Annotated in this window: 22 protein-coding genes and 1 pseudogene; 11 read left to right on the forward strand and 12 right to left on the reverse strand. The window is 69.7% G+C overall.

Annotation, left to right across the window (positions count from 1 at the left end; translation table 11 throughout):
• Positions 1–100 precede the first annotated feature (100 nt).
• From CG740_RS34415 to CG740_RS34425, 3 genes are all read left to right on the forward strand, one after another.
• Positions 101–1,510 (forward strand): mycothione reductase, encoded by a 1,410-nt coding sequence (locus CG740_RS34415; protein WP_100579246.1) that lies wholly within the window; start codon positions 101–103, stop codon positions 1,508–1,510.
• Positions 1,511–1,743: 233 nt separating this feature from the next.
• Positions 1,744–2,091 (forward strand): STAS domain-containing protein, encoded by a 348-nt coding sequence (locus CG740_RS34420; protein WP_100579247.1) that lies wholly within the window; start codon positions 1,744–1,746, stop codon positions 2,089–2,091.
• Positions 2,092–2,158: 67 nt separating this feature from the next.
• Complete coding sequence (locus tag CG740_RS34425) at positions 2,159–2,518, forward strand: signal peptidase I (protein WP_100579248.1); 360 nt, start codon at positions 2,159–2,161, stop codon at positions 2,516–2,518.
• A gap of 228 nt (positions 2,519–2,746) precedes the next feature.
• Here the strand turns inward: CG740_RS34425 and tkt are convergent, their stop codons facing one another.
• The 8 genes and pseudogenes from tkt to CG740_RS34465 form a co-directional block, all read right to left on the reverse strand.
• Positions 2,747–4,915 (reverse strand): transketolase, encoded by a 2,169-nt coding sequence (gene tkt / locus CG740_RS34430; protein ID WP_234376647.1) that lies wholly within the window; start codon positions 4,913–4,915, stop codon positions 2,747–2,749.
• 748 nt (positions 4,916–5,663) lie between these two features.
• Positions 5,664–6,770 (reverse strand): annotated as a pseudogene (tal, locus tag CG740_RS34435) (transaldolase); the annotation flags it as partial.
• Between the two features lie 289 nt (positions 6,771–7,059).
• Positions 7,060–7,623 carry a dihydrofolate reductase family protein gene (locus CG740_RS34440; RefSeq protein ID WP_100579251.1) on the reverse strand — a complete coding sequence of 188 codons (564 nt, stop codon included), beginning with the start codon at positions 7,621–7,623 and terminating at the stop codon, positions 7,060–7,062.
• A 385-nt stretch (positions 7,624–8,008) separates the two neighbouring features.
• A complete protein-coding gene (locus CG740_RS34445; RefSeq protein ID WP_100579252.1) occupies positions 8,009–8,860 on the reverse strand; it encodes an oxidoreductase in 852 nt (283 codons plus the stop codon).
• 132 nt (positions 8,861–8,992) lie between these two features.
• Positions 8,993–9,868, reverse strand: a complete 876-nt coding sequence (locus CG740_RS34450) for a helix-turn-helix transcriptional regulator (protein ID WP_100579253.1) — start codon at positions 9,866–9,868, stop codon at positions 8,993–8,995.
• Between the two features lie 187 nt (positions 9,869–10,055).
• Positions 10,056–10,697: a class I SAM-dependent methyltransferase gene (locus CG740_RS34455; RefSeq protein ID WP_234376648.1), complete on the reverse strand. Its 642-nt coding sequence runs from the start codon at positions 10,695–10,697 to the stop codon at positions 10,056–10,058.
• Positions 10,698–10,910: 213 nt separating this feature from the next.
• Positions 10,911–11,840 (reverse strand): aldo/keto reductase, encoded by a 930-nt coding sequence (locus CG740_RS34460; protein WP_100579273.1) that lies wholly within the window; start codon positions 11,838–11,840, stop codon positions 10,911–10,913.
• Positions 11,841–11,977: 137 nt separating this feature from the next.
• On the reverse strand, positions 11,978–13,654 hold the full coding sequence (locus CG740_RS34465; RefSeq protein ID WP_100579255.1) for a PucR family transcriptional regulator: 1,677 nt from the start codon (positions 13,652–13,654) through the stop codon (positions 11,978–11,980).
• A 190-nt stretch (positions 13,655–13,844) separates the two neighbouring features.
• Between CG740_RS34465 and CG740_RS34470 the strand changes: the two genes are divergently transcribed.
• The 3 genes from CG740_RS34470 to CG740_RS34480 all read left to right on the forward strand — a co-directional run bounded on the left by CG740_RS34470 (position 13,845) and on the right by CG740_RS34480 (position 18,760).
• The gene (locus CG740_RS34470) at positions 13,845–14,537 is read left to right on the forward strand and encodes a FadR/GntR family transcriptional regulator (protein ID WP_100579274.1); all 693 of its coding nucleotides are present in this window, start codon (positions 13,845–13,847) and stop codon (positions 14,535–14,537) included.
• A gap of 62 nt (positions 14,538–14,599) precedes the next feature.
• Positions 14,600–18,193: a carboxylic acid reductase gene (gene car, locus CG740_RS34475; RefSeq protein WP_100579256.1), complete on the forward strand. Its 3,594-nt coding sequence runs from the start codon at positions 14,600–14,602 to the stop codon at positions 18,191–18,193.
• Positions 18,194–18,397: 204 nt separating this feature from the next.
• A complete protein-coding gene (locus tag CG740_RS34480; RefSeq protein WP_100579257.1) occupies positions 18,398–18,760 on the forward strand; it encodes a hypothetical protein in 363 nt (120 codons plus the stop codon).
• A gap of 79 nt (positions 18,761–18,839) precedes the next feature.
• Here the strand turns inward: CG740_RS34480 and CG740_RS34485 are convergent, their stop codons facing one another.
• Positions 18,840–19,490 carry a TetR/AcrR family transcriptional regulator gene (locus CG740_RS34485; protein WP_234376649.1) on the reverse strand — a complete coding sequence of 217 codons (651 nt, stop codon included), beginning with the start codon at positions 19,488–19,490 and terminating at the stop codon, positions 18,840–18,842.
• Positions 19,491–19,607: 117 nt separating this feature from the next.
• Here CG740_RS34485 and CG740_RS34490 point away from each other — a divergent pair, with 117 nt between their 5' ends.
• Positions 19,608–20,303 (forward strand): hypothetical protein, encoded by a 696-nt coding sequence (locus CG740_RS34490; RefSeq protein WP_100579259.1) that lies wholly within the window; start codon positions 19,608–19,610, stop codon positions 20,301–20,303.
• Between the two features lie 85 nt (positions 20,304–20,388).
• Positions 20,389–21,006, forward strand: coding sequence for a TetR/AcrR family transcriptional regulator C-terminal domain-containing protein (locus tag CG740_RS34495; RefSeq protein ID WP_234376650.1), 618 nt, complete (start codon positions 20,389–20,391; stop codon positions 21,004–21,006).
• A gap of 147 nt (positions 21,007–21,153) precedes the next feature.
• Here the strand turns inward: CG740_RS34495 and CG740_RS34500 are convergent, their stop codons facing one another.
• On the reverse strand, positions 21,154–21,753 hold the full coding sequence (locus CG740_RS34500; protein WP_199846659.1) for a nuclear transport factor 2 family protein: 600 nt from the start codon (positions 21,751–21,753) through the stop codon (positions 21,154–21,156).
• An 83-nt stretch (positions 21,754–21,836) separates the two neighbouring features.
• On the opposite strand from CG740_RS34500, the gene CG740_RS34505 reads away from it, so the two are divergent.
• Together CG740_RS34505 and CG740_RS34510 are read left to right on the forward strand one after the other, a co-directional pair.
• Complete coding sequence (locus tag CG740_RS34505; RefSeq protein ID WP_100579260.1) at positions 21,837–22,760, forward strand: LysR substrate-binding domain-containing protein; 924 nt, start codon at positions 21,837–21,839, stop codon at positions 22,758–22,760.
• A 232-nt stretch (positions 22,761–22,992) separates the two neighbouring features.
• Positions 22,993–23,763 carry a dienelactone hydrolase family protein gene (locus CG740_RS34510; RefSeq protein WP_100579261.1) on the forward strand — a complete coding sequence of 257 codons (771 nt, stop codon included), beginning with the start codon at positions 22,993–22,995 and terminating at the stop codon, positions 23,761–23,763.
• Positions 23,764–23,891: 128 nt separating this feature from the next.
• Here CG740_RS34510 and CG740_RS34515 read toward each other — a convergent pair whose 3' ends face one another.
• Complete coding sequence (locus CG740_RS34515; RefSeq protein WP_100579262.1) at positions 23,892–24,458, reverse strand: O-methyltransferase; 567 nt, start codon at positions 24,456–24,458, stop codon at positions 23,892–23,894.
• 443 nt (positions 24,459–24,901) lie between these two features.
• A complete protein-coding gene (locus tag CG740_RS34520; RefSeq protein ID WP_100579263.1) occupies positions 24,902–25,255 on the reverse strand; it encodes an NTP pyrophosphohydrolase in 354 nt (117 codons plus the stop codon).
• A gap of 361 nt (positions 25,256–25,616) precedes the next feature.
• Here CG740_RS34520 and CG740_RS34525 point away from each other — a divergent pair, with 361 nt between their 5' ends.
• Positions 25,617–26,462, forward strand: a complete 846-nt coding sequence (locus CG740_RS34525; protein WP_100579264.1) for a glycoside hydrolase domain-containing protein — start codon at positions 25,617–25,619, stop codon at positions 26,460–26,462.
• Positions 26,463–26,757 lie beyond the last annotated feature (295 nt).

The raw sequence follows: 26,757 nt of genomic DNA on the forward strand, positions 1-26,757 counted from the left end.
CACCGTGCTCGCGCACCACTCTCCACCGTGAAACGCGCGTGCGCCCGGCGAACCCGCCGCAGACGGGTGTGAACACGGGCTCACGGGCTACCTATGGTCCATGTCGCATTACGATCTGGTCGTGCTCGGCGCGGGCACCGGCAACGCCCTGCTCGACGACCGCTTCTCATCCCAGCGTGTCGCCATCGTCTCGGCGGGCCCCTTCGGCGGGACCTGCCTGAACGCCGGCTGCATCCCCAGCAAGATGCTGGCGGCCACCGCCGAAGTCGCGGGTTCCGTCCGCCACAGCGACCGCCACAATGTGCGCGCTCGCCTGGAGGGCATCTCGTGGCCACAGGTGCAGGAACGCGTCTTCGGCCGGCTCGACGCCGACGCACGGGACGGAGAACAGGGACGCCGCGACGCCGACTGGGTCACCGTCCTGCGGGGCCACGCCCGCTTCACGGGCGAACGCGAGCTGCTCGTACACACCGAGCAGGGGACCGAACGCCTCACCGCCGACAAGGTGGTCCTCGCCGCGGGCGGCCGCCCGGCCGTGCCGCCGGTGATCGCCGAGTCGGGCGTGCCGTACGAGACCTCCGACACCGTCATGCGTGTGGACGCGGTGCCCGCGCGGCTCCTGGTCATCGGCGGCGGATACATCGCCGCCGAACTGGCACACGTCTTCCACGAGGCCGGAGCCGCCGTCACCGTCGTCGAACAGAGCGACACCCTGCTCAGCCAGCAGGACGAGTCGATCGCCGAGGCATTCACCGCCATCGCCTCGTCCGTGTGGGACCTGCGCCTGGGGCGCGAGGTGACGTCGGCGGAGAAGGTGGCCGGGGACCCTGGCGAGGGCGACGAGTGCGGCCAGGGCGGCACGCTCGTCGTGACCCTCGACGACGGGTCCAGGATCGAGACGGACTTGCTGCTGGTCGCGGTGGGACGCCGCCCCAACAGCGACACCCTGGACCTGGAAAAGGCCGGCATCGACTGCGACGACCAGGGACTCGTCACGGTCGACCGGCAACTGCGCACCAGCGCCGAGAACGTCTGGGCGCTCGGAGACATCGCCGCCGACGGGCCCCAGCTCAAGCACGTCGCCAACCGCCAGGCAGCGGTCGTCGCGCACAACCTGCTGCATCCAAAGGACCCCCGCACGATGTCCTACGACGTGGTGCCCTCGGCGATCTTCGCCCACCCGCAGATCGCCCAGGTCGGTCTCACCGAACAGGAGGCCCGCACCAGCGGACGGGACTTCCTGACCGGAACGCGCCGCTACGAGGACGTCGCGTACGGCTGGGCGCTGGAGGACACACAGGGCTTCTGCAAGGTCCTCGTCGAGCGCGACTCGGGGCGCCTGCTCGGAGCCCATCTGCTCGGCCCGCAGGCCCCGACGCTGATCCAGCCGATCGTCGTCGCCATGACGTACGGCCTGACCGCGCGACAGCTCGCCGACGGCCCGCTCTGGATCCATCCGGCCCTGACCGAGGTGGTCGAGAACGCACTGCGGGAGTCGCTGCCGGACTGAGCGGACGGGGCGGGGCGGCCGTCGAGCACGCTTGTCGGTCGCCGTCCCGCTGATACCTCAGGCGCAGCAGGCAGCAGGAAGCAGGCAGCAGGCAGCAGGCAGCAGGGGAGCCGGGAGCAGAGGCAGGGAGCAGGCGTCAAAACGGCAAGCGGCAGGCCGGGGTGGCTTCCGACCCTCCGCACGCGACAAGATGGGCGGGTGGGCCCAGACCTCGCACAACAGGAGCGAACCGCATGTCCTCATCTCCTCGCAGCCCTGCCCTTCTTGTTCACCAGTACGCACGGAACGAGAGCTGGGTGGTGGCAGCCGAGGGCGAGCTGGACGCCGAGACGCTGGCCCCTCTGAAACAAGCCCTGGAGGAAGCCGCAGCCATCCGGGAAATCGTCGTGTTCGACGCTTCCGCAGTGCCCTTCGCGGACTCCTCCACCCTGAACCTCCTGCTCCAGATCCACCGCCGCACCACCCTGCGCATCGCGGGCGCGCAGCCCCAACTCCTCCGCGTACTGGAGATCACCGGCGCCGACCTGGCCCTCGCGCTCTTCCCGAACCTGACCGACGCCTGCAAGGCCCCCGCCTCTTGAACTGCTGCCGGGCGGGGCGGGCTTGGGCACGCCGGGTGAGTGCGCGGCGGCTGTTAGCGTCGGTCGCGTGAACGACAGCGTGTATGTGGGAAAAGCGGGCAAGGACGCGGCACTTGACCGAGGATGGCTCCTCGGGCACTTCAAGGACGCCGGCGATCCGCGCCACAGCGAGGCCGTGGAGATCAAATGGGGCGTACACCCTCGCGCCGATGCGCGATCCCAGTGGGTGAGGGGCGAGGAGCGGACGGCTCTGCTGGTGCTCATCAGCGGCCGCTTCCGGGTCGAACTGCCCGGTCGTAGCGTGCTGTTGGCGGAGCAGGGGGACTACGTCGTGTGGGGTCGCGGAGTCGATCACTCATGGTTCGCGGAGGAAGAGTCGGTGGTGCTCACCGTTCGGTGGCCGTCCGTGCCGGGCTATGCGGTCTGATCGCTCGTGTGAGCATTCGTTGGCTGAACGCTCTTCGCCCCGGCGGGGTGGGGGCGCCTCCCCGCAGTCTCCCCGCACTCCCGCCGGGCAGCGGCCGCTACCGGGCCCCGGGCCCTTCGACGTCGGTCGACGCGAAGGCCCCGAGGCCCGGCCCACGGCGCGCGGTTGATGTCCACCGGGCGTGGGCCAGGGGCGGCACGAGAGGTTTGACCGTGTGGGCAGGCGTGGTCAGGGCCTGTCTCCGGTGCCCCCCTCCGTGGGGGCTGACGTGCTCTGCGCGCCACCGGGGCGCGGCGGCTGCCGGGTGTCGTGGATGCTGTCGTGGGCGGCTGCGGCGATGGCCCGGGGCGTGATGCCGAACTCCGAGTACAGGCGCTCGTAGTCGGCGGAGGCGCCGTAGTGCTCCAGGGAGACGATCCGGCCGGCGTCCCCGACGATGTCGCGCCAGCCCTGCCCGACGGCTGCCTCGACGCTGACGCGGGCGCGGACGGCCGGCGGCAGGACCTGGTCGCGATAGTCCTGGGGCTGGGCGGCGAACCACTCCCGGCACGGCATCGAGACGACCCGTACGGCGAGCCCGTCGGCGGTCAGCAACTGGCGTGCTTCCAGGGCGATATGGACCTCGGAGCCGGTCGCGATCAGGATGACGTCGGGGTCGCCTCCGTCAGCCGTGTCGGCCAGAACGTAGCCACCCCGGGCCGCTTCCCGCGCGGGTGCGTACTCGCCGTCGCGGTCCAGGACCGGCAGGTTCTGACGGCTCAGGATGAGACCCGCGGGCCGGTCGTGGTGTTCGAGGATGGCACGCCAGCACGCGGTGGTCTCGTTCGCGTCGGCAGGACGTACTACGTCCAGGCCGGGAATGGCCCGCAGCGCGGCGAGGTGTTCGACGGGCTGGTGGGTGGGGCCGTCCTCACCGAGACCGATGGAGTCGTGGGTCCACACGTACGTGGCCGGCAGCCGCATCAGGGCGGCCAGGCGCACAGCGGGCCGCATGTAGTCGGAGAAGGTGAGGAAGGTGCCGCCGTAGGGCCGGGTCAGGCTTTGCAGGGCGATGCCGTTGAGGATCGCGCCCATCGCGTGCTCGCGGATGCCGAAGTGGAGGGTGCGCCCGTAGGGACCGCCCTTCCAGTCTTTGGTCTGGCGGTCGGCCGGCACGAAGGACGGCTCCCCGTCCATGGTCGTGTTGTTGCTCCCGGCCAGGTCGGCGGAGCCACCCCACAGCTCCGGAAGTACCGGCGCGAGGGCGCTGAGGACCTTGCCCGACGCGGCGCGGGTGGCCATCCCCTTTTCGTCGGCGGGGAAGGCGGGAAGGGCGTCCTCCCAGCCATCGGGCAGCCGCTGTTCCCGCAGCCGGTCGAGCAGCGCCGCACGCTGCGGGTTCGCGGTGCGCCAGGCGGTGAAGTCCTCGTTCCACGCGGCGTGTGCCTCACGGCCGCGCTCGTGGGCCTGGCGCGTCCGGGCCAGGACGTCCTTGTCGACGACGAAGTGCTGGTCGGGGTCGAAGCCCAGCACCTTCTTGGTGGCGGCGACCTCCTCGTCACCGAGCGCGGAGCCGTGTGCCTTGCCCGTGTTCTGCTTGGTGGGGGCCGGCCAGCCGATGAGGGTGCGCAGCATGATCAGGGAGGGGCGGCCGGTCTCGTCCCGGGCAGCGCGCACGGCGGCCAGAAGCGCGTCGACATCCTCGACGTACTCGCCGGTGACCGTCCAGTCGACGGTCTGTACGTGCCAGCCGTACGCGGCGTACCGGGCCGGGACGTCCTCGCTGAAGGCGACGTCCGTGTCGTCCTCGATCGAGATGTGGTTGGAGTCGTAGAACACGGTCAGATTGCCGAGTTCCTGATGTCCCGCCAGGGAGGAGGCCTCGGAGGTGACGCCTTCCATCATGTCGCCGTCGGAGGCGATGACGTAGACGTGGTGGTCGAAGGGGCTGGTGCCCGGCTCGGCGTCGGGGTCGAGCAGCCCGCGCTCGCGGCGGGCGGCCATCGCCATCCCCACCGCGCTGGCGAGGCCTTGGCCCAGCGGACCGGTGGTGATCTCCACGCCCCGGGTGTGTCCGTGCTCGGGGTGCCCGGGAGTGGCGGAGTCCCAGGTCCGGTACGCCTCGATGTCGGACAGTTTCAGCCCGAAGCCGGCCAGGTAGAGCTGGATGTAGAGGGTCAGGCTCGAATGCCCGCAGGAGAGCACGAACCGGTCCCGGCCGAGCCACTGGTCGTCGCTCGGATCGTGGCGCATGACGTTCTGGAACAACAGGTACGCCAACGGGGCCAGGCTCATCGCCGTTCCCGGGTGGCCGTTGCCGACCTTCTGCACCGCGTCGGCCGCCAGCAGCCGCACGGTGTCCACGGCCCGGACATCCACCTCGTCCCACCCCGCCTGCTCCGCTACGGGGCTTGCCACGGACCTGAGGGTTCGTGCTCCGCGGGACTGCTCGTTCGTCATGGCGCTACTCCTTCGTCACATGCGTCGAGTTCGTTCGATTCAGTCAGTACGTCGGGCTGGTGCAGGGGCTCTGGGGGCAGCCCGCCGACGGGCGCGGCTGCGCCGCGGTGGGGGCGGTGGCGCGCGGAAGTCCGGGCACACGCGGAGGTTCCGGCCATCACCGCGGGTGGGAGGGCTGGGGGAGCAGGGCCCGGACGGCGGCCGTGGAGCGCAGTTCCTCCAGGGTGGCGCTCTGCTGTTCGGCGCGGTCCAGCAGGGTGTCCAGGTCTTCGGGGCTGAGGCGTTCGTCGGATTCGGCCAGGATGCGCAGGGTTCGCCAGCAGGCTGCTTTGCCCAGGACCCCGAGGAGCAGGGACTCCGCTTCCAGGACGTCGCTGAGCGGTGAGCGGGTGAAGAGGTGGCCGTTGGTCTTGAGGCGGCCGGCCTTCTCAGCGAGCCAGCCGATGGCCGCCTTGGACTGGCTCCTGGGCAGGTCCAGATCCGCCATGATCCCGGCGAGCGCGTCACGGTCCTCGTCGATCTGCTGGGCGAGTTCGGCCAGTGTCGCGCGGCCGAACTCGTCCGTGCGGGCTTCCGCGGCTCGCCGGCACAGTTCCAGGCCGCTGGTGGCGCCGGTGTAGTGGTCGTCGAGGTAGGTCGCGAGCAGAGCCGCGCTCTCGGAGGGGCCGGCGCCGCCGTCATCGCCCGAGCCCAGGGGGGCGGCCGCGGAGTGCATTTCGCGCTCCACGCTCTCTCCCAGCTCGGCCCAACTGTCCTCGAACTTGGTCAGCCCTTCGCGCTCCAGCGTGTCGGTGACGTCCGTGAAGTCGATGCCGATGTCCTTGAGCGCTGCCAGGTGTGCGGCTGCCGCCGCGAAGTCACCTTCGGCCGGTGTGTGGGTGGGGAGGGTGCCGTGGTCGGCGAAGGCGGCCAGGGTGGTCCCGGGCATGGTGTTCACGGTGCCGGGGATGACGAGTTCGCCGACGTACATCGTGTCGGGGTAGGACGGGTCCTTGACGCCGGTGGATGCCCACAGCGGGCGTTGCGCGCGGGCTCCGGCCGCGGCGAGGCGCTGCCAGCGGGGCTGCGCGAGGGTCTGCCGGTAGGCCTGGTGGGCGAGTCGGGCGTTGGCGATCGCGGCCTGCCCCTTGAGTTCGGTCATGCCGAGCGTTTCGAGGCGCCGGTCTACTTCGGTGTCGACGCGGGAGACGAAGAACGAGGCCACCGAGTGGATGTCCGCCAGGTCGCGTCCGGTGGCCTGAGCCTGCTCCAGGCCGCTCTGGTAGGCGTCCATGACCTCGCGGTAGCGCTCCAGGGAGAAGATCAGCGTGACGTTGACGCTGATGCCTTCGGCGATGACGGCGGTGATCGCCTTGAGCCCCTTGCGGGTGGCGGGGATCTTGATGAAGAGGTTGGGGCGGTCGACGGCGTCCCACAGTTTGCGGGCCAGTGCGGCGGTGGCATCGGCGTCCTGTGCCAGCCGGGGGTCCACCTCGATGGACACGCGCCCGTCCACGCCGCCGGTGCGCTCATGGACGCCGCGGAAGGCGTCACAGCCGTCTCGTACGTCGTCCGTGGTGAGCGCGAACACCGCGTCGTCGACGCTGCTGCCCTGGTCGCCGAGGCGGCGCAGCTGTTCGTTGTAGCGGTCACGCTTGGACAGCGCGGAGGCGAAGATGGTGGGGTTCGTCGTGACGCCCACGACGTGCTTGTCCGCGATCAGCTTCTTGAGCTCGCCGCCGGCCAGGAGCTCGCGGGAAAGATCGTCGAGCCAGACCGACACTCCCGCGGCGGACAGAGCGGCAAGCGGGCCGGAGCCGGCGGGTGCGGACATGCAAAACCTCCTGGACGGGGCGGCGCCGCCCGCGCTGAGGGTGCTTCTCGCCGGGGGCGAGACTGCTGGCGGCGGCGCTCGACACGGTGCTTCCCCCATCGCGTGCCCGAATCGCCCCGCGACAAGCGCATTAACCGAAATGACAGCGCGTCCGTCTACTGAATGGCGCATCTTCGGGAGAGCGCGGCGACGCAGCGTGGAGCGGTGGCAGGGGATCGGCGTCAAGCCTGATGCGAGGGGGCCGATGCGGAGGGGGGTCCAGGTCGCGGAGCCGGGATACGCCAGCCGGCTAGCGCGCTACCCGGTAGCGGACGTGGACCACCTTGGAGCTGAAGGTGCGGGACTCGACCATCTCCAGATCCACCCGGCGCCCCTGCTGGGGGAAGAACGGAACGCCACCGCCAAGCAGCACCGGATGGACCCGGGCACGGTATTCGTCGATCAGCCCCAGCGCGGCCGCCTCGGCGGCGAGAGTCGCGCCGCCGATCGCGATGTTGCCGTCCCCCGGTTCGGCCCGCAACCGCCCGATCTCCTGCGCCAGGTCGCCGGAGGCCAAGCGGGCGTTCCCCTGCACTTCCGACAGGGTGGTGGAGAACACCACCTTGGGGAGCGGCTTCCACAGCGCGGCGAACTCAAGCGTCGAAAAGCCGAGCGCGGGGTTCTGGTCGACCGTCTCCCAGTACAGCATCGCCTCGTACAGGCGGCGTCCCAGCAGATGGACGCCGACCTCTCGCACCTCGTCAGTGGCGAAGCGAAAGACTTCCTCGTCGGGCGTCGTCCAGTCGACGCCGCCGTCCGGCCCGACGATGAAACCGTCCAGCGAGATGTTCATGGAATAGGTCACGCTGCGCATGGGAGGACCTCCTCGGAGACAGGTCCGACACTACGACGCCCTGCCGCCGGGGGACTGGTCGCGGCGCGCCGGATCGCATACGGAACGCATCCGCTGCGGCGGCCGCGGGGCCGGTTGCGCGCCGAACGACGGGCCCGCTCGCCAGGAAAAAGGGGGGGGCCACTCGCCAGGCAACCCGTCGGGAGGGCGGACCCGTCGGCTCCGACCGCGTCGCATCAGCACGCCGCCCCTCTGCGACCCCCGTGGCCTCATCGTCGGGCGAAGACTCCCGGCGGGAACGCCGGCAGCCTGGCCGCACGACCCTCGCGCGGAACGGGCCGCGGCACGGCGAGGGGAACGTGTGTGGTCGCCGAGAAACGTCCACGGCCCGGCGAACTACCCGGTGTCAGGCGACAGTTACTCCTCCCTCGGTGGAGTCGGTGGAGCGGCTGAGTTCCTCCCAGGCGTCGAAGTCGTCCTGGACGCGTTGGCGCCCGGCGCTGACCAGGCGGACTGCGTCCGAGCCGAGCAGGACATGAACGGGAGGCTTCTCCGCGTCCAGGAGCGTGAGGATGGCCTCGCCGGCGCGATCGGGGTCACCGATCCCCTGGCCCGCGAGGGCCTGGCGGCGAGACCGGATCGGGTCGAACAGCGTGTCGTAGTCGGCGATGCTGCGGGGTGCGCGCACCAGTGACCGGCCCGCCCAGTCGGTCTTGAACGCGCCGGGAGCCACGGCGGTGACCCGCACGCCGAACTGGGTGACCTCCTGGGCGAGGGTGTCGGTGATGCCCTCCAGAGCGTGTTTGCTGCCTTCGTAGAACGCCAGACCGGGGAAGGTGGTGTGCCCGCCCATCGAGGTGATGACGAAGATGTGGCCGCCGCGCCGTTCCCGCATGCCGGGCAGGACCGCTTTCACGCTCGCCACGGTGCCGAATACGTTGACCTCGAATTGGCGGCGCAGATCGGCCATCGAAGTCTCTTCGAAGGTACCTTCGAGTCCGTAGCCGGCGTTGGCCACGAGCACGTCGATCGGGCCGAATTCCGTTTCGACGGCCCGCGCTGTGGGGTCGATCCGGTCCGTGTCGGACAGGTCGAGGAGGAACGCCCTGGCGCGGTGGGGGTGCAGTGCCTGGAAGGCCCGCGCGTGCTGTTCGGTGCGTACGGTGCCCGCGACCCGGTGTCCTGCCGCCAGGGCTCGTCGGGCGATGGCGAGGCCGAGGCCGGTGCTGACACCGGTGATCAGGAATGTCTTGCTCACTTCGGGTCTCCTTACGTGGATATGGGTCGGGCCGCCCCGGATGTGCGTGGGCACGGCGGCATCGGCCCGGCGGGTGGGCCAGGGCCGTGGCTGTGTGGAGGATCGGATGCGGCTCGCCGGTTCGGGCGGTGATCAGGACTCGGCGGCGGTGTCCCGGGCGGTGGCGGAGGCGGGCCCGCTGCCCCAGCTGGCCAGGAGGCGCAGACGCTCCTGGGACGGCGAACCGGAGGGCGCGCAGTAGACGACGAGCGACTGGCCGGGTTCGGCGACCGAGGTGAAGATCTCGTACTGCAATTCCAAGTCGCCCACGACAGGGTGGCGGAGGCGTTTGAGGCCGGTACTGCGCTCCTGGACGCGGTGCTCCGACCACCACGCCGGGAATTCGGGTGAGCGCATCAGCAACTCGCCGATCAGGGTGGCGATGTGCTGGTTGCGCGGCTGGGCGGCGGCAGCCAGCCGCAGCCCGTGCACGTAGTCGCGGGCGACGCGTTCCCAGTCGCACCACACCAGGCGAGCACGCGGATCCAGCAGCGTCCAGCGGGCCATGCTGCGTTCCCGGCGCGGCAGCTCGGCCACATCGGGAAACAAGAGCGCCCACAACCTGTTGCCGCCGACGACAGTGAGGTTCTGGTCGCTGACGAAAGCAGGAGCGAGATCCATCGACTCCAGCACCTGCCGCAGCGCCGGTCGCAGCCGTGACGACTCCTCGGCCCGGCTCTTGTGTCCGGCTGCGGTGCCCGCGAGGGCGAACAGGTGCCGCCGCTCGATGTCGTCGAACCGCAGCGCGTCGCAGAGGGCGTGCAGCACCTGCTCGGACGGCTGCCGGGCCCGGCCCTGTTCCAGCCGGGTGTAGTACTCGGCACTCACCCCGGCCAGCTGCGCGACCTCACCGCGCCGGAGGCCGGCGACCCGGCGCCCGACGCCGAAGTCGACCGGCAGACCGGCCTCATCCGGAGTCAGTCCAGCACGGCGGGCCCGCAGGAAATCGCCCAAGTCGTTATTGCCCATGCGGCAAGTCTGCTGTCCGCCCCGCCGGCCACCAAGGGGGTAGGTGGCCCTGCCAGTACTACGCAGGACTCCCCGGTATCACGTGCCCGGTACCACGCAGGACCACCCAGGACCATGCAGGACCATGCAGGAATACGCGCATACGCACCAGGTCGTACGACTGCGTGCCGGCGGAGGTGCTCGGCACTCAGGCTCGTTGGCAGTGCACGAAGAGGTGCGGTTCCGGTTCGGCGCCGGGTCGGGACGGCGTGAACATCAAGGATTGCTCGGCCCGTACCAGCAGGCCCGCGCGGGTGAGCATCGCGACGAAATCATCGCGGGCGAAGCTCGTCGCGCGTACGGGCTGATCCATGAAGACGACCTCGGCCCCCTCGACGTCCGCGGGAACGGTCGCCAGGACCATGAGGCCACCCGGTTTCACCGCGCGTACGAGCCGGGACACGAGATCGGCCTGTTCCTCGCGCGACATCTGGAGCAGGGCGAAATAGACGCATACGGCGTCGAAGGGAGCCTCGTTCAGCGGAACGGCACGGATGTCCGCGCACCGGAACTCGGCCTCGGGCACCTGCCGGGTGGCGATCTCGACCATGACGGGGGAGATGTCGATGCCGAGGACCTCGTGCCCCGCGGCGGCGAGCGCGTCCGCGGTCGGCCGGCCCGTCCCGCTGCCGACGTCCAACACCCGGCTTCGAGGGGCCAAATCGCCGAGCAGCCGCCGCAACGACGCCTGGTGCGCCTCCGAACCGGCGAACGCCCTTTCATAGGCGATTCCCAGCAAGTCGAACAGCACCCGCGCAGGCTGGTGCGCACTGCGATCCTCATCGTTCACGTCGGCTCCTCCGGTTTCTTCCCCGTGTCCTGTGTCGCTCACCTCCATGGTTGCGGTCGCCACCCCTCCGGTACAGAGACGGTCGCCAACCCCTCCCGTACCGACACCGGGGAGGTGGATGGGACGACGCCCACGCGGGTGGCGACGGCGAGGACTGCCCTGCCGTTCGCCACCCGCCCGCGTCTCCCATGGATCCCCGTGATGGGGGCCGGCTCAGGGAATTGTGTGGCCGGCGGCGCTGAAGAGGCGGTACCACTCCTCGCGGGTGAGCGGGATGTCCGAGCCCGCCGCGGACTCGGCCACCCGCCCCGGATTGGTGGTGCCCAGGACCACCTGCATGTTCGCGGGGTGGCGGGTGATCCAGGCGACGGCGATACCTGTCGGAGTCACCCCGTAGGCCGCCGCCAGTTCGTCCAGGACGGAGTTCAGTTCCGGGTAGTGCTCGACGTCGCCGATGAAGACTCCGTCGAAGAATCCCTTCTGGAACGGCGACCACGCCTGGAGCGTGATGCCGTGCACCCGCGCATAGTCGAGCAGGCCGTTGTCGCGGTCGAGTGACTGGTCGAGCCCGCCCATGTTCGCGGCGATGCCCGTGGCGATCAACGGGCAGTGCGTGATGCTCAGTTGCACCTGATTGGCCACCAGCGGCTGCTGTACCGCGGTCTTGAGGAGCGCGATCTGGCCGGGCGTGTGGTTCGAGACCCCGAAGTTCACGACCTTCCCCGCCGCATGCAGTTCGTCGAAGGCCTCCGCCACCTCGGCGGGCTCGACGAGGGTGTCGGGACGGTGGAGCAGCAGGACGTCGAGGTAGTCGGTGCGCAGGGCCGCCAGTGACTCCTCGACCGTGCGCACGATGTGCTCCTTCGAGAAGTCGAAGAAGCCGGGCCGGATGCCGACCTTGCTCTGGATGACGATCTGCTCACGCTCGGCGGCGGAGAGCTTGACGGCCTGTCCGAAGCGTTCCTCGCACGCGTGGCGTGAGGGCCCGTAGATGTCGGCGTGATCGAAGGTGTTGATCCCGGAGTCCCGCGCGCTGCCGTAGAGGGTTCGGATGTCCTCGTCCTCAAGTGCGGCGATACGCATCAGGCCCAGGACGACGTTGGAGGACCGCAGCTCGGTCCGGGGGAAGGCGATGGTCTTCATGGAGACCATCCTGTCCGACTCCCTCGTCAACCGCTCCCCGCCCCGGCCGCCACATCCCCGTGGCGCTGAATGAGGTCGGTCATTCGGGCCCACGCCGATCCACCTGTCCCGCCGAGCATCCGCCGCCGAACTCGGCTTTACTGTCGGGCCGTTGGCGCATTGCGCCCGGTTCGATCGGGGTGGGCCCCGCCGCTGTCCATCGGCATCAGGCGCAACTGAAGCATGGCGGCGAACCGCGCGGAGGGGTCCTGGAGGTCGATCTGCCCCACCTCGGCCACCCGGCGGATGCGGTAGCGGAAGGTGTTGGGGTGGACGAACGCGTTGGCGGAGGCGGCGACGACGTCTCCGAAGGCGTCCAGCCAGGCGCGCAGCGTCTCGACGAGATGGGCGTTGTGCTTGGCGTCGTACGCCGCGAGGCGGGCGAGCGGGCCGGACGGCTCATCGCGGTTGCTGATCGCCAGGTCGCGTATCTCCAGCATGAGGGCGTCGACGTACACATCGGCGATCGCCGCGACGCGCGGGGAGTTCCGGCCGCTGAAAAGCACCCGCAGGGTGCGGTCGGCATTGGTGCGGGAGCGCGCGAGCGCTGCCGGTTCCAGAGCCACCGACCCGATGCCGATGACGGCGCCCGCCCGGTCGCCGGTGCGCTCAAGGAAGTTGGAGGCGACCTGTACGGCGCGTTCGCGCACGCGGGCGCTGTCCGAGGCCACGGGGAACAGCGCGTACGCCACGTCACCCAGCAGGGCCACGGCGGACCGAGGCTGGACGGCACTGAGATGCACGGCCAGGGCCGCGGTCAGGCGTTGGTGCTCGGCGGTGATGTGCGCGTGGTCCACGCCCCGGCCGGGGGGCAGGCCCATGGCCATGACCAGGGTCGGCTCGTCGGCCAGGCCCAGGCGGCCCAGCGCCGCGATGGCCCCGGCGCCGCCTTCGAGCGCGGTCGCCACCAGGTCGGCGCGCAGCCGGTACTCGGCGTCGGTGCCGGCCCGGAAGCGGAGCATGTGCAGCGCGGCGAGTTTGGCCGCCTCCAGGAAGGCCGCCTCCCGCTCGCGGGTCAGCGGTTCGCGCACGGCCGCCCACACCGAGCCGAGGATCTCGTCCCCGGCCCGAACCGCCACCGCGACCCGCGGCAACGCCACTTCGTCCTCCATCGTCGGCGCCGGCACGTGCACCAGGCCCTCGCTGCGGTAGAGCTCCTTGAACACGCCGTGCTCCTCGTGGAGGCGCAGATACCGCTCGGGTACCTGACGGGCCAGGATGCTCTCGACCCGGGCGGTGTCGGCCTCGTCCTGGCCACCGGAGAAGGCGAGGATCCTGGAGCGACGGTCCTCGATGGTGACCGGAGCGTCGAGCAGCGTGCCGATGGCATTGGCCAGGGCGAACAGATCGCCGGACGGCACCCCGCCCAGGGTGTGTTCCGCGGCCTCGCCGACATCTCCCTCGGACAGCAGCGTGCGCAGCATGGCCGCCAGCTGTGCCCAGGATGCCCCGCGGGTGAGGGTCAGCAGCGCCACTCCGGTCTCGGCCACCGCCCGCTCAAGACGGGCCGCGTCCTCGACCGGCCCCCTGACCACGAGGGCCGCGGCGCCATGGGGCCGCAGGCCGTGCAGGACCTCCGCCGTCTCGTCCGCCCCGCGGACGCCGGTGCCGAGGACGATCGCGTGCGGCGGGTAGTGCTGCTCGTCATACGGATCGTGAATGCCGACGCCGCCGATCTCGACGGCCCGCTCCCAGTCGCCGTACAGCGGATCGAGGAGCGTGGAGCCGAGGTCCGCGAGCACCCGGCTGAGACTCCTGGCGGAATGCGTCGACATGTGCCTCATCATCTCCGCAGCTTAGGGCCGCGAGGGCCGCCGGAATTCGTATGCGCGGACGACGATATGTCAGGCAATCCGTCGGACAGGACGAACCGGGATCGCCGGGATGCGATGCAGTCGGCGCAGGGCCCGGGCAGTCTCAAACATGCGATGTTCAAACGTCTGATGTTTGGCTAGGGTGATGTCCATGAAACGCATCGATGCACCACGCAGGTCGGCGAGCCTGGCCTCGCAGCTCGTGGACAGCCTCCGTTCGCACATCGAAGAGGGCGGATGGGCGGTGGGAACGAGGATTCCTTCGGAGCAGGCCCTCATGGAGGAGCTGGGGGTCGGACGCAGCACCCTGCGAGAGGCGATCGGGGCGCTCGTTCACCTGGGGCTCCTCGAAGCCCGGATGGGGGACGGCACGTATGTCCGCGCGTCCAGTGAGCTCCAGTCCGTCATGGTGCGCCGCGCGAGCTCGGCCCAGCGGAACGACGTACTCGAACTGCGCACCGTGCTGGAGGAGTTCGCCTCGAAGGCCGCCGCCCTGCGCCGCAGCGAGGATCAACTCGTGCAGCTGCGAGAGCTGTTGGCCGACGCGGAGACGGCGTGCGAGAGCGAGGACCTGGCCGCGGCCAAGGACGTCGACGCCCTGTTCCACCGGGCCGTGGTCCGCGCGAGTGGAAACGACCTCCTGATGGAGGTGTACGACCACCTCGGTACCGCCCTCACCGCCACGGTGGGGGAGCTGCCCTGGGACGCCGCCGCCGCGCAGGAGCATGCCGGCCTGCACAGGCGCCTCGTCGAGGCGATCGAGGTCCGGGACGGGGACGGCGCCCGTGCCGCGGCGGCCGCCATCGTCCAGCTCACCCGGGACACCGATGGCGACAGCTCATGAACCACGTGGACCCCGCCCCTCGATTCCCTTGCCCCGCCAGCGCAACAGGAGGCCACTTACCCATGTCCGCACCTGAGTTGACCCATGAACTCGACTCGTACACCGCCCGGCGCGGCGAGTACTTGACCTCGACGGACCCGCAGTTCCGTGGCGCCGCGCCCCTGGAGTCCGTCACCACCGCGCTCCGGCGGCCGGGGCTGTCTCTCGGCGAACTCGTGGCCACCGTCATGGAGAGCTACGCGGACCGCGCCGCCCTGGGCGAGCGTGCCATGGAGGCGGTCACCGCCCCCGACACGGGGCGCACCGGGATGCGCCTGCTGGAACGGTTCGACACGATCACCTACGGCGAACTGTGGGAGCGGGTGGGCGCGGTGACGTCGGAGTGGACGCACCACCCCGAAGAAGCCCTCGTCCCGGGCGATGTCGTCGCGCTGCTCGGCCCTGCGAGCGCCGAGTACACCGTGGCGGATCTGGCCTGCATCCGGTCCGGCGCCGTATGCGTACCCTTGCCGGCCGGCACGACGGCCGCCCACTTGGCTCCCATCGTCGCGCAGTCCGCCCCGCGGCTGCTGGCCGTCGACGCAACGCAACTCGAAGTCGCGCTCCAGGTCGCGGCGGATGCCCCGTCATTGCGCAGGATCGTCGTTCTGGGACATCGCCAAGAGAGCACCGGGCACCGCGAGTTGGTGGCCGGCGTGCGCAATGGACTGGCGGCGCAGGGCCGTGGCGTCACGGTGGACACCCTGGCATCCGTCATCGCACGGGGAAGGACCCTTCCGGCGGCGCCTTGCGTCAGCCGCCCGGCGTCAGCCGACGCACTCAACACGCTGATCTACACCTCGGGCAGTACGGGTACGCCCAAGGGAGCCATGTACACCGAAAGCCTCGCCAAGAACTTCTGGGTCGACTTCGTCCCCGGCCAGGAGGCACGGCCGTCCATCGTCCTCAACTATCTGCCGCTGAGCCACATGGTGGGGCGCGGGGTGCTGTTCAGCACGCTGGCCAGGGGCGGTATCGCCTACTTCGCGGCGTCGAGCGACTTGTCGACGCTCTTCGAGGACCTGGCCCTGGTCCGGCCCACCGAACTGATCATGGTGCCCCGCATCTGCGACATGCTCTTCCAGCGCCACCAGACCGTGCTGGCCGGCTTGAGCAGGGAGAGCGACGGTGACGCTGCCCTCGCCATGGAGGCCGGGGTCCGGGCCGGAGCGGAGCTGCGGGAGAAGACGGTCGGAGGCCGCCTCCTGTGGGCCGTGAACGCCTCGGCGCCCCTCGGCGCCGAGATGAAGGCGTTCGCGCAGAGCTGTCTACGGGTCAGGATCCTGGACGGCTATGGATCCACGGAAGCCGGCATCGTCTTTCTGGACGGCCGCGTCCTCTCCCCGCCGGTGACCGCGCACAAGCTGGTGGACGTACCCGAACTGGGCTACTCCAGCACCGACGTGCCCCACCCCAGGGGCGAGTTGCTGATCAAGTCCGACCGGCTGATCCCGGGCTACTACCATCGCCCCGACGCCACCGCGCAGGCCTTCGACGAGGACGGCTTCTACCGTACGGGCGACATCATGGCCCGTACGGGCCGCCACGAGCTGGCCTACGTCGACCGTCGTTCCAGCGTCCTGAAGCTCTCGCAGGGCGAGTTCGTGGCTGTTTCCCGCCTGGAAAACCTCTTCGCCACCGGCCCGCTCGTGCGGCAGGTGTTCCTGTACGCCAACAGCTCGCGCCCCCATCTGCTCGCGGTCGTCGTTCCCACCGCGCAGGCACTCGCGGACGTGGGCGGGAACGCTGACAAGCTCAGGCCGGGCCTGCGCGCATCCATGCGGCAAGTGGCCGCCGAGAGCGGCCTCAACTCCCATGAAATACCGAGGGACTTCCTGATCGAAGTCGAGCCGTTCAGCCAGGACAACGGCCTGCTCTCCGGGCTGCGCAAGCCGCTGCGACCCGCCCTCGCACGCCGCTACGGCGAGCGTCTGGAGACGCTGTACAACGAGATCGCCGACCACGAGAGTGACCAGATCGGGGCCTTGCGCCGGGACGGCCCGGACCGACCGGTGCGTGAAACGGTACTCCAGGCCGCTCTGGCACTGCTCGGACGGCAGCAGGGCGATGTACACCCGGGAACGCACTTCCACGAACTGGGCGGTGACAGCCTCTCCGCGGTGGCGTACTCCCAGTTGCTCAAGGACATCCACCGTGTCGACGTCCCCGTCGATGTCATCATCAACCCGGTCAACACACTGCGGCAGGTGGGCGAGCACATCGAGCGGGAGCTGGCGTCGCAACGCCGACGGCCGACCGCCGACACCGTCCATGGGCAGGGCGCGACCCGGCTCGCCGCCAAGGACCTGACCCTGGACGCGTTCTTCGACACCGCCCTCGTGACGAACTCCGGCCCGCCGACCGATCCGATGCCCGAGGCGCGGACGGTCCTGCTGACCGGCGCCAACGGCTATCTGGGGCGGTTCCTCTGCCTCGAATGGCTCCAGCGCGTCGCTGAACGCAACGGAACCGTGGTGTGTGTCGTTCGCGGCCGGACCAATGAGCTGGCCCGGGCACGGCTGGACGAGGTGTTCGAGGGTGGCGACCCTGAACTCGCCGCCCGGTACGCCGACTTGGCCAAGGGCCACCTGGAGGTGATCGCCGGCGACGTGGGGGAGCCCGACCTCGGGCTCGACGGACCGGCCTGGCAGCGGCTGGCCGAGACCGTGGACCTGATCGTCCACTCGGCGGCCCTGGTGAACCACGTCCTGCCCTATGGCCAGTTGTTCGGCCCGAACGTCCTGGGTACGGCAGAAGTGATCAAGCTCGCCGTCGCCTCCCGGGTCAAGCAGGTCACCTTCATCTCCACGGTCGCCGTCGCCTTCGACTCCCCGGCGGCAGCGGACGAGACGTCGGACATCCGCACGGCCTGCCCCGAGCGCGCGATCGGGAGGGCGTACGCGAGCGACACGGCGTACGCGGACGGCACGGCGTACGCCGACGACACGCAGTACGCGAACGGGTACGCGGCCAGCAAATGGGCCGGCGAAGTACTTCTGCGCGAGGCCCACCACACGTTCGGTCTGCCCGTGGCCGTATTCCGCTCGAATCTGATCCTCGCCCACCCGCACTACCGGGGTCAGGTCAACGTCCCGGACGTCTTCACACGGCTGCTGGTCAGCCTGCTGGCGACCGGGATCGCGCCGGGCAGCTTCTACGCACCGGGCAACGGCGAAGGCGGCGCCCACTACGACGCGCTTCCCGTCGACTTCACCGCGCAGGCCGTGGCCTCCCTCGGTGACCACGCGCGGGCAGGACACCGGACCTTCAACGTCGTGAATCCGCACGAGGACGGAATCTCACTCGACACCTTCATCGACTGGCTGGTGGCCGCCGGCCATCCCGTCAGCCGCATCCACGACTACGACGAATGGCTCCGCCGCTTCGAGGCCGCCATGCACCGCCTGCCGGACCGCCAGAAGCGGCACTCCCTGCTCCCACTGCTCCACGCCTTCGCCCACCCCCAGGCGCATCTGCCCGGTTCCGCCTTGCCGGCACACGAATTCCGCGCGGCGGTCCGCATGGCCGAGCTCGACGCCGCGCGGGACATTCCGCACCTGACACCGGACCTGATCACCAAGTACGTCGCAGATCTCCAAGCGCTGCACCTTCTGTGACACATCCCGCTGATGCGTTCCGATCATGCGGGCCACCGGCGACTGCCGTGACGTCACGTCGTACGACGGAGCCCCGGCCTTCCCCCGCGCGGCTGCGCCACCTCAGCCGGCCGGTTCACGGGACTCAGGGCATGAGGGCAGCGGAGGATCGACGGACCCGAAATTGATGGAACCACAAAACCGCTGGTCAGCTACGGTGGCGGCATGAATGACAGCCTGCCTGAGGACGTTGCCGAGGTGCTCGGCCTGATGCTGAGCCCGGACGAGCCCGATCACGTCGCCCTCCGACGGCAGGTGCCCCATCTCAGCGTGCAGTCCCGTTGTCCGTGCGGGTGCGGTACCGCCTACTTCGAACTCGACGCCGACTCGGTGGAGCCCGCGGCGACGGGGCCCGGCACCGTCGTGGCTGTCGATGTCCCGCTGGTCACCGAGACCGGCGAATGCCCTGGCGAGGTCCTGGTCTTCGTGCAGGGCGGCTACCTCTCATGGCTGGAGGTCTGCTCTTGGAGCGATGACGTCGAGGTGGATCTCGCTGCGGCGCGGCGCTGGCTGCAGCCCTCGTCCTGAACCCGAGCCGTCGGCATCCGGCTGCGGTCGGGCTTTCCCGTCGGCTCGCGGATCGAGGCGAGGGCGGCCGGCGCCGAGTTCAGGGATGGGAGGTGTGGCGACGGCCGGGCGTCATCAGGTAGGCGATCGCCATGTCGCTGAGCTCGTCCGCGTACGTGCGCGTGGCCGTATCGCCGGTGATGGGGTCGGGGCGTACGGAGTTGTGGAAGCAGGCCCCCAGGATGCCGCGGGCCACGGTGTCCAGTGCCGTTTGGGGGTCGGAGCGCCGGATCTCCTTGGCGTAGGGGGCTGCCGCTTCCAGGAGGAGCCGGTGGATTTCGGTGATGGTGCGGGCTCCGCGCTCCAGCGACTTGGCGCCTCGCGTGCGCAGCAACTCGGGGAAGAGATTGCTGCTGTCGCTGAACGATTGCAGCAGGGCGTGCGCGTAGGCGTCCATGACGCCCGTCAGCGTGGGCTCGGCCGCACGCAAGCGCTCCGCGACGTACTCTTCGCGCCGTTCCAGCATCCGCTCGCTCAGGGCAGTGATCAGCTGTTCCTTGTCCTGGAAGCGGCGGTAGATCGTGCCTACGGCGACGCCCGCACGTTCCGCCACACCGGTCATCGTCATGTCCTCAAGGCCCGATGAGGAGGCGATGTCCTCGGCGGCCCGGAGCACACGAGCCAGCGTCGCGGCGCTGCGCGCCTGCCGGGGCTCCCGGTAGGGCGCTGATCGTTCTGGGTCCTCGGTCATGCCGGGCATGGTAGCCGCGAGGGCCTGACCTGGCTCTTTTGACAAGTGATGCACTCCCAGGGGTAACTTCCCGATGTGAATGTGAATTCGCATTCACATCATATCGGAGGTTCGATCATGACCGACACGCAGACTTCTCCGCCCGTGACCGTGACGCTCGAATCGGGGCCCGCCGGGCCCGGGAGCATCGACGACTTCGAGCTGTTCTACGCCCGCCGGGCCCTGGACCGCTTCCGGACGCTGCTGGGACGCCAAGGGCTTCTCGACCTTCTGGCCGCGGACATCGAGAAGGGCAATGCCTTCCTGCGCGAGAGCGCGCGTACGTCCGACGGCAGGTTCAAGGCAGGTACCACCGTGCTCGCGGCCAGGGGCCTCACCTCGGGCGCGTTCCTCGCCTGGATGGATAAGGCGTTCGCGGGCGACGGGAGCGCACTGCTCGCGGCGCACCCCGAGCACTACGTGATGGGCACCGACGACATCGGAGCCCGTGTGGTCGAGAACATCGGCCCCCACGTCTGCTCCTTCTACATGGGCGGCTGGGGCACCGACGCCATGGCCTGGGCCGAGGACGCGGAGGAACTCCTCCCGGAGTCCGAGTTTCCGCGCAAGATGTCCTCGAACCTGTTCCTGGCCGACGGCACGGTCGTCGGGCGGGCGCTGATCCAGTTCGGTGACACCGCCGAGGGCTTCACTGCGAACCTGTCGGTCTACTTCCCGGTCACGTGCCCGGACGAGGTTCTCGACCACCATCTGCGGCACTACGCCGTCGAGTTCAGGAACTGGATCGTCGCCGCGGCGGCAGCCCGCGCCTGAGAGCCGTGCCGGACGCCGAGCCATATCGCCCACGCGGCCGACCGGCCGGCGTCCGGCCGGCCTGGCGAGCGGTGGCCCCGACGACGTGCGATACGAGCCCGGTTCGGCGCCGGGCGCGGTGTCCCTGCGCAAGGTTGCGGCCCGGCTCAACGCCGGCCCGATGCGGTTGTACGGATACATCTCCACCAAACAGGAACTGCTCGACCTCATGCTCGACGAGGTCCACGCCGAGATCCTCCCGAAGGAGCGGGCCGGTGACTGGCGCGCGGCGCTGCGCACCCTCGCCCACCGGACCAGGCAGGCCGCCTTGCGACACGTATGGCTGGCCGACCTGCTCGGGGGTCGCCCGACCCTGGGCCCGAACGGCCTGGCCGTGACCGAGGCCAGGCTGGCCGCTCTCCACGGGCTCTCCGACATCGACACCGTCCTGCGCGCCGCGGAGACCGTCAGCGCGTACTGCACCGGCGCGATCCGACGGGAGGTCGCCAACCTGCGGGCCGAGCGCACCACGGGCCTCTCCAAGCTTGAGTGGCAGCGCGCCCACGGCCCGCATGTGACGCGCACGTTGGCCTCGGGCCGCTTTCCGGCGCTGGCCGAAGCCGTGCACGCCGGCACGGACGTGGACGCCGAGTCGTCGTTCGCGACCGGCCTGGAGTGGGTTCTCGACGCCGTGGCCGCCCAACTCGACCCGCCGCAGGTGTGACGCTTCGGCCGGCCGCCGGGGTGCTCCGCCGCGCGCCGACGTGGCGGGAGAGCCTGGCGTCCACGGCCGCGCCCGACTGCCGCGGGGCGATGGAGTGCAGGACGGTCCCGCACTCGTGCAGCGGTGCCATGTCCGTACAGGACGGTGCTAAGCGTCCGCCTCGTCGCCGAGCCACGCGAGCGCGGACTCCGTGATGCCGCGTTCCAGCTCGCTGCCCTGGGTCGCGAAGGTGCGCAGTACCGGGAACCCGCTCTTGTCGAGCAAGTAGGCCAGGGCCGCGTATGCGCGGGGGTACTTGCCCACCACCTCGGCGTCGACTTCGGTGACCCCGGCGGGAAAGGTGAACGTGGCGAAGTCGTACACGCTCTTCCGGTCCGTGATGCGCCAGACACCGGCACGGCGTTCGAGGCGGTCGATGAACCGGTTGTGGCCGTTGCAGCCCAGGCCGAGGCTGCTGTTCTCGACGACGATGACCGCGTTGGTCTCATTGACCGCGCGGGTGCCGTCGGCCGAGAACGTCACGGTGGGCGACGTGATGAGGTGCTTGCTGCGCAGGCCGGTGGAGGCCATCCGTGCGGACGCGTCCACGAAGTCCGAGGCCGCGCCCTCGAACCAGGTGATCTCGATCCGGGCGTCCGGGTGGAAGAGTTCCCGGAGGCGGTCCCAGCGACCCTGGTCCCGATGGACCCAGCCCGTCATGAGGTCGGCGATGTCCTGGCGGTCCTGAAGGGTGATCGGAATCGGCATGTTCATAGTCTCCGACCGCTCTACCGATCGTGCCAATGCATAGATCTGATCTATCGTTCGCTGAAAACGATCGGAGCCTGTGCGTGGAACTTCGTCACCTGCGGTACTTCGTGGCCGTCGCCGAGGAATGCCACTTCGGCCGGGCGGCCGCCCGGCTGCACGTGACCCAGTCGACCCTGAGCACGCAGGTGAAGTCCCTTGAACGAGAGATGGGCGGGCCGGTCTTCGTTCGCACCAGCCGCCGCGTCGAACTGACGGAGGCGGGGGAGCTGTTGCTCGTCGAGGCGCGAAGGACGCTCGCGCAGGCGGACCGAGCTCTGGAGGTCGCCCGGCAGTCGGTCAGGGGCGAGACCGGCTCGGTAAGGATCGGATTCGCCGGGATCGCCGTCCTGGAAGGACCCCTCTCCACGGACCTGCGCCGCTTCCACCTGGCGCACCCCCGGGTTGAGCTGCACGTGACCGAACTCCCGCCGACCGCGCAGGCGCAGGGGTTGCGTGACGGCACGCTCGACATCGGATACAGCCCGAGCGACGGGATCGACGAGGGGGCGGACCTGGTGGTGAGGCGAGTGGCACAGACCACGCTGTCGATCGCCCTGCGCCATGACCACCCACGGGCTTCCACCGCCGCCTTCACGCCCGCCGACCTGGAGGGCGAGCGCCTCATCGTGTACGCGGCGGACCAGCACGACGACAGCGTGCTCAATCGGTTCGGAGCGGCTCAGGCCGAGCACCGGGCGCGCGCCCATATGGTGACCTCGACCCTTGGCGCACTCACCCTCGCTTCGGCCGGCGTGGGCGTCGCAGTGATCCCGGCCGCCACGCAGCGCATCGATCTGCCGGAACTTGTCTACCGGCCCCTGCGCGGCATGGCGACCGAGGTGGATGTGGTGATGCTCAGTCGCAGAGGTGAACTCACCGGATCTGTAAGGGAGTTCGTAGCATGCCGGTCGCCGCGCGCGATCACCTCCTGCTCGCAGCATCAGCCCGGCCCGCGGACACGGTGACGGAGGCGGATGAGGGCAGGCATCTCGCTGACGCGATCCGCAGCATGCGTGGTGAGGCGCATCGAGCCTGGCCAACGCGTCGAGCCTGGCCAATGGGCAGGGGGCCGACCGGCGCCGTGCCCGCAAACACGCGCCCCATCTCGGGGACGCGCCGGGGGCGATGGATTAGCCAGTTCCGTTTGGTGAAAGGGTGGAGTACGAAAGCCCATTTCGCTGAAGGAAGGATACGGATATGAAGGCCGTACGAGGCAGCGCTGTCGAGATCCCGACGCAGGATGGCATGGCCGACGCGTACTTCGTCCACCCCGAGGGCGACGGGCGCCACCCCGCGGTGCTGCTCTACCAGGACGCGTTCGGTCCGCGCCCGGCTCTGAACGCGATGGCCGACCGGCTGGCCGCCGAGGGCTACGCCGTGCTGGTTCCCCACGTCTTCTACCGCCATGGCCGTGCTCCGCTGGTCCCGCTCCCCGAGCACATCGACCACGACAACCGCGGTGCGCTGTTCGCCACACTGATGCCATTGATGCAGGGCCTGACGCCGGACCTGGTGGTCGCGGACGCACATGCCTACCTTGGCTGGCTTGCCGACTGCCCGCAGGCGGCCGACGGGCCGGTCGGCATCACCGGCTACTGCATGGGCGCCCGCCTCGGCCTGTACACCGCAGGCTCCTACCCGGACCGGGTGGCTGCGCTCGGCGGTTTCCACGGCGGCCGACTCGCGACGGACCAGCCCGACAGCCCCCACCTGGCGGTCGCCACGATGACGGCAGAGGCGTATTTCGGCCACGCCGACCAGGACGGCTCGATGCCGCCCGAGCAGCAGGCTCTCTTGGAGAAGGCCCTCACCGAGGCCGGTATCACCCACCGCTGCGAGGTGTACGCCGGCGCCGGCCACGGCTACACCCAGTCCGACACCTCCGAATTCGACGCCGAGGCGACGGAACGCCACTGGGCCGCACTCCTGGACCTGTTCGCCCGAACCCTGCGAGTCGACGGCTCCTGATCGTCCCCCCGTCCCCCCATTCCAGAGAATCCGCCGTCGTCCACGAGCTCGCCGTACCGTGGCCTGCTTTGTCCTGGTGACGCCCGGCGTCTTGCCTCCGGTGATCTGAGAGGCTGGCCCCCTCCTCGTCAGAGGCGGCGGGCCCCAACAACCGCTGAGCTGACGGGTGTTGTGAGTATTTCAGTCGCGTCCAGGGACGGGTGCGTGAGGTAGAACGTACGAAGCTCGTCCACTTCGCCGTCAAATCGAGGCGGCCAGTGAGGCGATGGGGTGAAGTCGTCGAGGATGAGAAGACCACCGGGAGCAAGCAGGTCGACAACCCTCTCGGGATCGTCTCGCTTGCCTCCGCCGTCGCAGAAGAAGACGTCGAAGGGGGCGTGCTGCTCAAGGAGCCGCCAGTCTCCGGCGAGGACGTGGACGCGGTCGTCGTCCGCGAAGAGGCCGGCCGCTCGACGGGCCAGCACCACGTCATGCTCTGCCGTTGTCAGGCGGGCCCGAGAGCCAAGTCCACTGTGCAACCAGGCTGTACCCACTCCCGAGCCGGTGCCGCTCTCCGCGATGATTCCGTGGGGTTTCGCGGCAGCGGCCAGCCTGAGCAACCGGCCCACCTCAGGGGTGCAACTCTTCGTGAAACCCGCTTCGGAGGCGGCACACTGCGCGGCCACCACGCGAGGCGGTACCGCTCGCCCTGTCATGACCGCGCCCCTTCGTCGTGGACATGAAGCTATCGGCCGGCATAGGCATCCGTACGGAACTCCGCCCGTTTGGGCTCGGCGAACGCGCCGATCCGAGCGCTGACGGTCTGACGGTCTGACGGTCGTGCGGGGTGTCGTCGCTGTCGAGGGGCGGATTGTTAACGCACGCGGGCTGTGGCTGGCCGTCAGGCGCTTCACCGCGGGGATGCGAGGTCCAGGACAGCAACACCGCACTCGATGCGGACCTCGACTTCATCGCAGCCGCACGCCTGGACGTCCCGCGATTCCTCGCCGAGGTGAAGCGGCTGAGGGCAGCACTGGCCCAAGGCGAATCGGAAAGCCGATTTCGGGCGAGCCCAGTCGGCGCAAACCTCAACCCATCACCGGCCCATTCGGGCCAGCACCTGGGGCAATACGGGAGAGCAGAGGTCAGGGATCAGGTATCAGCCTGGTCGCACCGTGCGGGGGCCGACGTACTCGGCACCGTGCGCCCGGACTCGCTCGCGCAGCGCGCGATCGGCGGTGACGACCGTGCAGGGTCGGTCGGCGTAGGCGGCGGCGAGCTCCACGATCAGATCGTCGCCACTGCCGGGTGCGGACTCGACACGCACCCCGGGCACGGACTCGATGCCCCGGGCCGCTCCTTCGACGACGAGAATCACCTCCTCGCCGGCGTCCCGCAGGGCAAGCCGGTCGCGCAGTCGCTCGGCGGCGCCCTTGCGGTCACGCCACCAGCCGTCGGGAACGGACCCGACGACGTTCGCGGCGTCGACGATCAGCACCGGGAGCCCACTCATGACCTTCCCCGGCCTACCTGAACCTGACATGGTGTCATGTGCTTGGCTCCTCTGCATCACGTGCCGCAAGTCTGTCACGTCCGCATCCGCCGTCGAGGTGGTTGGGCGGGCCTCGAAACGTCTGAGTCCCTGCGGGGGTGGATGCCCGGCCCCGCGGCCCGGTTTGCGGTGCCTCGACCTGGGATTGTGGAGGCCAAGATCACGAATCCCCCAAGAGATACGAATTTTCTGGGTATCCTCTGGTGCGCCACGCCTGGGGGCGGTGCGCGACGGGGGATCGACGCACGGGTTGTGTAGCAAGTGCGGCGGTAGCCGCGTACATCGACATCAGCAGCAGACAGTACAAAGGGGTGGGGACCGTATGTCCGAGAAGTCGCGCAAGCCTGCGCACCGTCTCTCGAAGAGAAGCCGTTACATCGGGTGGGGTGTGGCCGGTGTTGCTGTGGCGGCGACGGGTGGCCTGATCGCGCAGAGCGCGTCGGCGGCTCCGGCGTGGCCGGCGCAGAAGACGTTCACGGGTCTTGCCTTCGACACGTGTACCGCTCCTTCCGCTGCTGCGATGAAGGCGTGGAAGCCCGGTCCGTATGGGGCGGCGGCCGTGTATGTCGGTGGGAAGAACCGTGGTTGTTCCCAGCCGAACCTGACGGCGCCGTGGGTGAAGACGGTGACTGCCCAGGGGTGGAAGCTGATTCCCCTGTATGTGGGTGCTCAGCCGTCCTGCCAGTCCGGGTCCAGCCCGGAGAAGATGACTGCCGCCAATGCCTCCTCGCTCGGTGCCGGCGACGGCGCGGACGCGGTGGCGAAGGCTTCCGCGCTCGGGATGAAGCAGGGCAGCGCGATCTATCTGGACATGGAGCCGTACGACATCAAGAACACGTCGTGCAACAACGCGGTCCTGGCCTACGTCCGCGCGTTCACGAAGACGCTGCGCGCCAAGACGTATCGGGCCGGCTACTACGGCTTCAGCACGTCCAGTGCTCATGCTGTCGCCACCGCTGCGGACCGGACCGATCTGCCGGGCAATCTCTGGTATGCGAAGTGGGACAACGTGAACACGACGACCAGTGACTGGCCTTGGGCGAGCAAGCTGTACACGGACCACAGCCGTGGTCACCAGTTCATGGTGAACAGCAAGGAGTCCCGGGGCGGTTACACCATCACCGTCGACCGGGACGCCTGGGACGGGCCGGTCGCCATCGTCGGCTGAGCCGATCTCGAAGAGGAGGGGCGGGGCGGCGGAACACCTTCGCCGCCCCGCCCCGGAGGCGCTCCACCGGAACCTCGGTGAGCCGGCGGTCGGCCCCCTGATGCGCCGCATGTTCCAACGCGCATTCTTGCCGGAGGGGCGAGATGCTTCCCGCTCCTTCAGGGCGGCTGCGGATTCCCGGCCCGGACGGCAAGAGCGTCCGGGCCGAGTGACACACTCCGGTTCGACCGACCCCTAGGGGGTGTCCGGAAAGTCATGGGAGCCAGAGCCGCAGGCAGGCGAGGGTGACCATGGC

This window comes from Streptomyces sp. CB01201 (genome assembly GCF_002803085.1).
Taxonomy (GTDB): Bacteria; Actinomycetota; Actinomycetes; order Streptomycetales; family Streptomycetaceae; genus Streptomyces; species Streptomyces hundungensis.

What these genes read in the sequence shown, in the direction of transcription:
- CG740_RS34415 (WP_100579246.1), top strand. Translation starts at nt 101, where the DNA reads ATGTCGCATTACGATCTGGTCGTGCTCGGCGCGGGCACCGGCAACGCC.
- CG740_RS34420 (WP_100579247.1), top strand. Translation starts at nt 1,744, where the DNA reads ATGTCCTCATCTCCTCGCAGCCCTGCCCTTCTTGTTCACCAGTACGCA.
- CG740_RS34440 (WP_100579251.1), bottom strand. Translation starts at nt 7,623, where the DNA reads ATGCGCAGCGTGACCTATTCCATGAACATCTCGCTGGACGGTTTCATC.
- CG740_RS34450 (WP_100579253.1), bottom strand. Translation starts at nt 9,868, where the DNA reads ATGGGCAATAACGACTTGGGCGATTTCCTGCGGGCCCGCCGTGCTGGA.
- CG740_RS34460 (WP_100579273.1), bottom strand. Translation starts at nt 11,840, where the DNA reads ATGAAGACCATCGCCTTCCCCCGGACCGAGCTGCGGTCCTCCAACGTC.
- CG740_RS34465 (WP_100579255.1), bottom strand. Translation starts at nt 13,654, where the DNA reads ATGTCGACGCATTCCGCCAGGAGTCTCAGCCGGGTGCTCGCGGACCTC.
- CG740_RS34470 (WP_100579274.1), top strand. Translation starts at nt 13,845, where the DNA reads ATGAAACGCATCGATGCACCACGCAGGTCGGCGAGCCTGGCCTCGCAG.
- car (WP_100579256.1), top strand. Translation starts at nt 14,600, where the DNA reads ATGTCCGCACCTGAGTTGACCCATGAACTCGACTCGTACACCGCCCGG.
- CG740_RS34480 (WP_100579257.1), top strand. Translation starts at nt 18,398, where the DNA reads ATGAATGACAGCCTGCCTGAGGACGTTGCCGAGGTGCTCGGCCTGATG.
- CG740_RS34485 (WP_234376649.1), bottom strand. Translation starts at nt 19,490, where the DNA reads ATGACCGAGGACCCAGAACGATCAGCGCCCTACCGGGAGCCCCGGCAG.
- CG740_RS34490 (WP_100579259.1), top strand. Translation starts at nt 19,608, where the DNA reads ATGACCGACACGCAGACTTCTCCGCCCGTGACCGTGACGCTCGAATCG.
- CG740_RS34500 (WP_199846659.1), bottom strand. Translation starts at nt 21,753, where the DNA reads ATGCCGATTCCGATCACCCTTCAGGACCGCCAGGACATCGCCGACCTC.
- CG740_RS34510 (WP_100579261.1), top strand. Translation starts at nt 22,993, where the DNA reads ATGAAGGCCGTACGAGGCAGCGCTGTCGAGATCCCGACGCAGGATGGC.
- CG740_RS34515 (WP_100579262.1), bottom strand. Translation starts at nt 24,458, where the DNA reads ATGACAGGGCGAGCGGTACCGCCTCGCGTGGTGGCCGCGCAGTGTGCC.
- CG740_RS34520 (WP_100579263.1), bottom strand. Translation starts at nt 25,255, where the DNA reads ATGAGTGGGCTCCCGGTGCTGATCGTCGACGCCGCGAACGTCGTCGGG.
- CG740_RS34525 (WP_100579264.1), top strand. Translation starts at nt 25,617, where the DNA reads ATGTCCGAGAAGTCGCGCAAGCCTGCGCACCGTCTCTCGAAGAGAAGC.